Origin of the sequence: Protofrankia sp. Cr2 (genome assembly GCF_963555885.1) — a bacterium.
Taxonomy (GTDB): Bacteria; Actinomycetota; Actinomycetes; order Frankiales; family Frankiaceae; genus Protofrankia.
The window spans coordinates 3,828-11,927 of record NZ_CAUVXG010000024.1; the positions used below are offsets into that span (position 1 = coordinate 3,828).

Consider the following 8,100-nt stretch of genomic DNA (forward strand, 5'->3'; position numbering starts at 1 on the left):
AGGGCGCGGCGAGCAACGCACAGGAGCAGGCAAGACCGGACACAACGGACCAACCTGGAACCTCAACCGGGGCAAAGAGTACGGGATGGGGCGGACAACGGAGGAAGGAGCTCGCCTGGTACGGTTGCGCCTTGCTTACGGCTTCCGGCACAGCTTCCGTACAAAGGGGTGAAACGCATGACGCGCGTGGAGGCACTACAGGCCGCCGACGAATTCGTCGCCAAGGTCCTGACCTCCGCAGGCTCCAGCGGCCGTTTCAACGGCGCTCTCAACCTCGCTGAACGGGTCGATCTGACCCTGCGGGTAGCGAGGTTCCTCCTGGAGGGGCAGGGCACGTCCGAGGCCGACGACCTGCTCAAGCGGGATATGCGCAATGAGCTGGACCAGGCTTTCCCGCCGCTGCGCACATCATGAGACGACCGGTGGTTCGAGGATCACCCCGCCTTACCACAACACCTGGTACGTCTTCCTGACGCGCCAGATGCCGGTAGACCGCCGGGCGCGCGATCGTAACTCCAGCTCGCGCGCCCGGCGGCCACCCGCTCCGGATCTGACGGGCGTCAGGTGCCGCGCAGCGTCAGAACGCATCCTCGGGCAGGTCCATCAGCTCAAGGTCGGTTGCCTGCAGAACGCCGAGTCGGGCTGACAGCTCGGGCAGCACGTTCGCGACAAACCAACGGGCCGTGGCCACCTTGCCCTCATAGAATGCCCGGTCCCTGGCTGGCACGGCCCTGTCCGGCGCCGATCCCGTGAATGCTCCGAGGACTGCGGCCTCCGGGCGCGCGATCTGACGATCGTCGCGCGCCCTTCGGCCCGCTAGCGCGTCCGTCGCGACCTCGGCCTGGCGCAGCAGCAACCAGCCGATGACGAGGTCGCCGACACTCATCAGAAGTCGGGTGGTGTTCAGACCCACCTTGTACACCTGCCGGGTATCCGCCGCGGCGTCGGTGAAGAACCCGACCAGCACACCGACCATGGATGTCACGTTTTCCAGCGCGACGCTCAGGATCTCCCGTTCCCGGCGGAGCGAACCGTCCCCCGCACCGTCCTTGGCGAAGGTCTGGATCTCGGCGAACAGCGCGGTGAGCGCCTTGCTGTGATCGCGTACGATCTTACGGAAAAAGAAGTCCTGCCCCTGGATGGACGTGGTGCCCTCGTACAAGGTGTCGATCTTGGCATCACGGATGTACTGCTCGATCGGGTAGTCCTGCAGGTAGCCGGAGCCGCCGAAAACCTGCAGGGACGTCGCCAGCAGCTCATAAGATCGCTCGGAGCCGACGCCCTTGACGATCGGCAGCAGCAGGTCGTTAAGCCGTTCGGCGAGATCGTCCACCGTGCCCGCGACGTTCGCCGCGGCGACCCTGTCCTGAACGGTGGCGGTGTACAGGACGAGCGCGCGCATGCCTTCGGCATACGCCTTCTGCACCATGAGCATCCGCCGGACGTCCGGGTGATGGATGATCGTGATGCGGGGCGCGGCCTTGTCCGTCGACCGGGTCAGATCAGCGCCCTGAACCCGGGTCCGCGCGAACTGCAGAGCATTGAGATAGCCGGTGGACAGCGTCGCGATGGCCTTGGTACCCACCATCATCCGGGCATATTCGATGATCTCGAACATCTGGGCGATGCCGTCGTGGACATCGCCGACGAGCCAGCCGACCGCCGGGTTCTTCTCGCCGAACCGCAGTTCGCAGGTGGTGGAGACCTTCAGGCCCATCTTCTTCTCGACGCCGGTGACGTAGACGCCGTTTCGCTCGCCGGGTTCACCGGTCGCCGGGTCCACCAGGAACTTCGGGACCAGGAACATGGACAGGCCCTTGGTGCCGGGGCCGTTTCCCTCCGGCCGGGCAAGGGTCAGGTGGAAGATGTTCTCCGGAACGTCCCAGTCACCCGAGGTGATGAAACGTTTCACGCCCTCGATATGCCAGGTGCCGTCAGCCTGCGCCACCGCCCGGGTGCGGCCCGCCCCCACATCCGAACCCGCGTCGGGTTCGGTGAGCACCATCGTCGCGCCCCACTGTCGCTCGATCGCCTGACGGGCGAAATCCTTCTGCGCGGCATTGCCGAGCCGGTCGAGAATCCCGGCAAAGGTGGGACCGCTCATGTACATGAACACGGCCGGGTTGGACCCCAGGATCAGCTCCGATGCGGCCCAGATGACCGACGGAGGTGCACCCAGACCACCCAGGTGTGACGGTACGAACAGCCGCCACCACTCGCCGTCCATGAGGTCGGCGTAGGACTTCTTGAATGCCGCCGGCAAGGTGACGGTGCCGGTCTCCGGGTCGAACACCGGCGGATTGCGATCAGCCTCCGAGAACGACTCGGCAAGCGGACCGGTGGCCAACCTGTCGACCTCGACGAGCACGTCATGGGCCGTCTGGCGATCCATCTCCGCGAACGGACCGTGTCCCAGCGTCCGGTCCACACCCAGCACCTCGAACAGGTTGAACTCGATGTCGCGGAGGTTGCTCTTGTAGTGCCCCATGGCGCTCTCCCCGGGGAAGTGCCGGCGTCGGTTGTCACCGAGAGAACCGGCTTACTCCTACTGGCCAGTAACTAATACCCATGCTACCCGCCAGTAACCATCCTGAGAACAAATACCAGGACAACGAGACAACTGGCCATATGGCACCAAAATAGTTACACTCAGTTATATTTGATCATGGTTCGTACCGCACACAGCATCCGGATGCCTGCTGTCCGACCCGATCACCAGGAGTGCTGACGTTAAGAGCGACCAGCAAGAGGGGCGTGGATCTAGGAGACATCGCTCCAACGGAAGCTGCCATCATGATCACGCAGGCAGGCGATCGGGCGCCCGTTCGCGTCCTGAACAACCCCGTCACCGTCCGCGGCGGCATTGCACTCGGTACCCGGCACCGGGACGACCGGCTGCCGCGGCGGCGGACTCCTCACGCCCCACCGCGACTGGCCCGCATCCGTCTGCCCGCAGTAGAGAAACAGTCCGTTGACGGCCTGACGCGGCGCAGAATCAACGTCTGGAACACATGGTTCTCCAACGAACACAGCGCGCACCTGCTCCGCCGGACCACCCCCAGGCTGCGACGGATCATCCTGACCGGTCGAAGGCGCAGCGGTGGGTGCCGGCGACTGTGTGGACGGCTGGGACGGTACCGACGGCTGGGACTGTGTGGACGGCTGGGACTGTGTCCGTGCCTCCGTGCCGGCGGCGGTGGAGCCACACCCGACCAGCAGTGCGGCCAACAGCCCGAGCGCCGCGCGAACCGCGCCGCTCGCGGTGTCGCCTCCTCGATGTCCAGCCGCCACACCAACCAGCTTAGGTAGGACCGCCGAAACGCGGAGCGACTCGGTCCGCGAGCACCTGGTTTAGGCTGCTGGAACGAAAAGAGAAACCAGTGATGACAAAACATGTTTTAGAGCGACCGACAATAGGGGACGCGGCGTGGCGGGGCCGGTGAAACATGGCCTCAGGCGGCCACCGGGATCCCGCCGTCGGCCTTGTCGTCGGTCCGATCGTCGGTCCCTGCCGCGGTAGGCCCGTCAGGAGTGCGTGGACGCATGGTGTTAGCCGCATCCGAGTCACGCACCGTCAATGCGAACACCGTCGCAACGACGGCGAGGCCAGCCGCCACCAGAAACGCGCCGTGGTACGCCGCGACATTTCCCGCAGCCGCGGCCGTGGTTTTCGCGCCGGCCGGTGCGAACAGGGTCAACGCCGTTGTCACCACCGCGACACCGAGCGCCGACGCGAGCTGTCGCTGCATGTTGAACAGGGTGGACGCCTGACCGGTGTCCACCGGCGAAATACGGGCGAACGCGGCCGTCTGGGCGGAAAGAAAGATGAATCCCATTCCAGCGCCGACGAAGAACATCATGACCCGGATCAGCCACATCGACGTCGCCAGGTCCATCCGCGAGATCAACGTCAGCGTGGCTGCCACCAGGAGCGGCCCGAACACCATCAGCCGCCGCGGCCCCATTCGCGGGTAGCCGCGCCCGGCTAGCTGGGACCCGGCCAGCACCCCCAGCGCCTCCGGGAACAACGCCAGACCGGCCGTGGTCGCGTTCGCCCCACGGGCGTCCTGCAGGAACAGCGGGATCAGGTAGAGCGTGCCGAGGAAGGCCATCGTCGCGAACATCATCGTAAGGTTGGTCGACCGGAACAGCCGCTCGCCGAGCAGTCGCAACGCGAGCAGCGGACGGTCGCGACGACGCTCCCAGATGACCATCAGGGCAGTCGCGGCAAGACCGACGGATCCGGCGACGCCCACCTTGGCCGATGTCCAACCGCTGCTCGGTCCGCTGCTGAGCGCATAGAGGATCAGGGCGAATCCCGTCGCCGCGAGCACGAACCCGGCCAGGTCGAAGCGGCCGGCAGCGGCGGGCTCACGGTGTTCAGCCAGGAAGACCAGGCCGAACACGAACACGGCCAACCCGACCGGTAGGTTCACCAGAAACACCCAGTGCCACGAGAGGTGGTCGGTGAGGATCCCGCCGAGCACCGGACCGGCCGCCGGCGCGATCACAGTGGGAACGATGACCACACGTGCGGCCCGAACCCGCTGCTCGGGCGGGAAGGCCCGGAACAGCATGGTCGTCCCGACCGGCATCAGGATGCCGCCGCCGACTCCCTGCAACACCCGGAACCCCACCAGGGCATCAAGGCTGGTGGCAGCGCCACACAGGACGGACGCGGCCGTGAACGCCGCCAGCGCCGCCAGGAAGACCCGTTTGGTCCCGAACCGGTCACCCAGCCACCCCGACGCGGGGATGAAAACGGCAAGGCTGACCAGGTAGCCGATCACCACCAGCTCGATCGAACCGGTCGAAGCGCCGAAGTCACGGGCGATCGAGGGCAGGGCCACATTGACGATCGTGACGTCCATGATGCTGATGAACATCGTCGCGGCGAAGACGACCGCGGCCGCGACGCGCTGGTCGAACGCGGGCGCCGCACGCCGCATCCGAGCAGGGCTCCGGACGGGACTCATAGGCATCTCCCTAACGATAGGTAACCAACCATGACAGATGGCAGTCTCAGTCGACCGGATGTTACTTTATGAGGCTACCTCACTATCCATGTCCCTCAAAATAGAGATTGCAGAATAATGAAGCCACGCACCGGCGATGAGATCATCGATACACTGCTGGCAGTCAGCCACCGACTGCGTCATCGCGTGAACGACACCCTGCAGGTCACGGCCGGGCTCACCCTCGCCCGCTTCAAGGTTCTGCAACTCATCGAGCGGTGCGGGCCTTCCCGCTTGCGCGACATCGCGGACGCGACGGACGTCACCGCCCGGACCATGACCGAGACGGTGGACTGGCTCGAAGGCGAGGGGCTGGCCATCCGCACTGCGCATCCGACCGACCGGCGCGCCCTGCTCGTGGCCCTCACCGACGCCGGTCGCGCCCGGCTGGCCGCCGCGGACCGACACCGGACCGCGGCGGTCAGTGCCATGACCAGACATCTGTCCACGGCCCAGCGCGAGGAGTTCCTTCGGCTACTGCGATCGGTGCTCGACGCCATCGAGGACACCGCCGCCAGCCCCGGCAGCACCGCGAACCCCGGCACCACTGCGAACCCCGGGACGTTCGCAGGCCGGACCGGGCCGGACGGCCCGCCGGAAGCCCTCGCCGGACAAGGTTGTAGCTGATCCCCGGCCCGGGGTTGTGGGACAGATCACGATCATCCGAAACGACTGACACGTGTATCAGCGTCCCGTCTGGCATCCCCGCGGCCTACGATCCGGCACATGGTCGCCTGCCCGACATGCGGAAAGGCCAACCCGGAAGAAGCACGCTTCTGCTTCTCCTGCGGTACGCCGCTGCCCACGTTCGGGATCGGCGCCCGCAAAACTGTCACGATCATGTTCTGCGACGTCACCGGCTACACCGCTATCGGCGAACAGCTCGACTCTGAACCGTTGCAGCAGGTCATGTGGCGGTTCTTCAGCGCCGCCCGCGAAGTGATCTCGGCCCACGGGGGCACCGTCGAGAAGTTCATCGGGGACGCCGTGTTCGCCGTCTTCGGCATCCCTGTGCTGCACGAGGACGACGCGTTGCGCGCCGCCCGCGCGGCCTTCGAGATCCGCGCCAGCATGGCCGCGCTCAACGCCGATCTGCAACGGGACTGGGGATTCCGGTTCCGGATCCGCATCGGCATCAACACCGGCGAGGTCACCGTCGGCGGGCCGGGCACCGGCGGCGGCGTGACCGGGGACGCGGTCAACATCGCGTCCCGGCTGGAGGAAGCCGCCGACCCCGACGAGATCCTCATCGCCGACACCACCCTGCGGATGATCCGTTCGGATGTGCGGAGCGAACCGGTCGGACCCCTGGTCGTCCAGGGCAAGAAGGCCCCGCTGCGGGCCCACCGCCTGCTCGGCCTGGCGCACCCCGGCATCGGCCCCGGTGCGCGGTTCGCCCCGGACGGCTTCGCCGCACCGGTGATCGGCCGGGACCGGGAACGCCGTCGCCTGGACGACGTCCTCGAACAGGTGATCGAGGAGCGCACCTGCCACCTGTTCACCCTGCTCGGTCCCGCCGGCATCGGGAAATCCCGGATGGTCGGGGAGTTCTGTGAGGCGATGGCGCCGCGGGCGACGGTGCTCACCGGACGCTGCCTGTCCTACGGCGAGGGCATCACCTACTGGCCGCTGATGGAGATGGTCCGCCAGGCGACCGGCATGTCCGCGGACGAGAGCGCGCCCGAGGGCCGGCGCCGCCTGCGCGAGCTGCTGGACGGGGTCGACAACGTCATCGGCGACGCCGCCGCCGTGGTGGACGGGCTGGCGCCGCTGATCGGCCTGGGCGGCGCCGAGGTCGGTGCGCAGGAGAGCTTCTGGGCGGTCCGCACGTTCCTGGCCGCGCTCGCCGAGAAGCGTCCGCTGATCATCTGGTTCGATGACGTGCACTGGGCCGAGCCGACCCTGCTGGACCTGATCGAGCATGTCGCCGACTGGTCCCGGGAGGCGCCGATCCTGCTGTTGTGCCTGGCCAGGCCCGAGCTGCTGGAAGAGCGCCGGACCTGGGGCGGAGGCAAGCTCAACGCCACGTCGATGTTGTTGCAGCCGCTGAGCGAGGAACGTTGCCAGCGACTGATCCGCACGTTGATGGGCTCCAACGACCTCGACCCGGCGCTGGTGTCGAGAATCACCGACTCGGCCGCGGGGAACCCGCTGTTCGTCGAGCAGACGCTTGCGGCCCTCGTCGACGACGGGCTGCTGCGCCGGGAGGGCGACCGGTGGATCGCGACCGGCAACCTCGGCTCGGTCCAGGTTCCACCCACGATCTCCGCGCTGCTCGCCGCCCGCCTCGACCGGCTCAACATGCATGAACGGCGGGTGCTGGAACGCGCTGCCGTGGTCGGTCAGCGGTTCTACCTCGACGCCGTGGTTGAACTGTCCGCCCCGGCCGACCGGGCCGGCGTGGCCGCCCACTGCCAGTCGCTGGTACGCAAGGAACTGGTCCATGCCGACCGCTCAGACCTGCCCGGCGTGGACGCCTTCCGGTTCCTGCACGTCCTGCTGCGCGACTGCGCCTACCAGGCCACGTCCAAGCGCCAGCGTGCCGAGCTGCACCAGGGATTCGCCGCCTGGCTGCAGGCCCGGATGATCGGGCGTCCCGGCGAGCACGACGAGCTGGTCGGCTATCACCTGGAGCAGGCATACCGGTACCGGGTCGAGCTCGGGCTGCGCGACGCCGAGACCGCGGAGCTGGGACGCCACGCCGCGACCTGCCTGATCGAAGCCGCCGACCGGGTCCGCCAAGGCGACGAGACAGGCGCGGCGGGCCTCCTCAAGCGGGCGATCAAACTTCTTCCTGTCACCGATCCACTACGCATCCGCGCCGAGATCGACCTTGGCTGGGCGCTGCACTCGTTCGGCCGCTTCAGCGACGCCGAACGCATGCTGCGCCAAGCCACCGACCGGGCCGCCCGGATCGGCGACGCCGGTCTGCGGGCGCACGCGCGCCTCGCCCACCTGCGACTCATGTTCACGACAAGCCCGGAGGGGCTGGTCGCCGAGACCCTCGGTGAGGCCACCCGGGCACTACCGATCTTCATTCGGGACGGGGACGAGGTCGGTGCCGCGCTCGCCTGCCGCGGTCAGG

General features: G+C 67.4%; 5 protein-coding genes. 3 read left to right on the plus strand and 2 right to left on the minus strand.

Annotated features, from left to right (window positions below):
• Window positions 1-177 precede the first annotated feature (177 nt).
• Window positions 178-414, plus strand: coding sequence for a hypothetical protein (locus U9978_RS12975; RefSeq protein WP_322750716.1), 237 nt, complete (start codon window positions 178-180; stop codon window positions 412-414).
• A 163-nt stretch (window positions 415-577) separates the two neighbouring features.
• Here the strand turns inward: U9978_RS12975 and U9978_RS12980 are convergent, their stop codons facing one another.
• Window positions 578-2,488, minus strand: coding sequence for an acyl-CoA dehydrogenase (locus U9978_RS12980; protein ID WP_322761356.1), 1,911 nt, complete (start codon window positions 2,486-2,488; stop codon window positions 578-580).
• A gap of 964 nt (window positions 2,489-3,452) precedes the next feature.
• Complete coding sequence (locus U9978_RS12985; protein WP_322761357.1) at window positions 3,453-4,976, minus strand: DHA2 family efflux MFS transporter permease subunit; 1,524 nt, start codon at window positions 4,974-4,976, stop codon at window positions 3,453-3,455.
• 117 nt (window positions 4,977-5,093) lie between these two features.
• Between U9978_RS12985 and U9978_RS12990 the strand changes: the two genes are divergently transcribed.
• Window positions 5,094-5,642 (plus strand): MarR family winged helix-turn-helix transcriptional regulator, encoded by a 549-nt coding sequence (locus U9978_RS12990; RefSeq protein ID WP_322761358.1) that lies wholly within the window; start codon window positions 5,094-5,096, stop codon window positions 5,640-5,642.
• A gap of 99 nt (window positions 5,643-5,741) precedes the next feature.
• On the plus strand, window positions 5,742-8,100 hold a 2,359-nt coding region (locus U9978_RS12995), incomplete at its 3' end, for an AAA family ATPase (RefSeq protein ID WP_322761359.1).

Coding starts and splice junctions, on each gene's coding strand:
- U9978_RS12975 (WP_322750716.1), top strand. CDS start 178: ATGACGCGCGTGGAGGCACTACAGGCCGCCGACGAATTCGTCGCCAAG.
- U9978_RS12980 (WP_322761356.1), bottom strand. CDS start 2,488: ATGGGGCACTACAAGAGCAACCTCCGCGACATCGAGTTCAACCTGTTC.
- U9978_RS12985 (WP_322761357.1), bottom strand. CDS start 4,976: ATGAGTCCCGTCCGGAGCCCTGCTCGGATGCGGCGTGCGGCGCCCGCG.
- U9978_RS12990 (WP_322761358.1), top strand. CDS start 5,094: ATGAAGCCACGCACCGGCGATGAGATCATCGATACACTGCTGGCAGTC.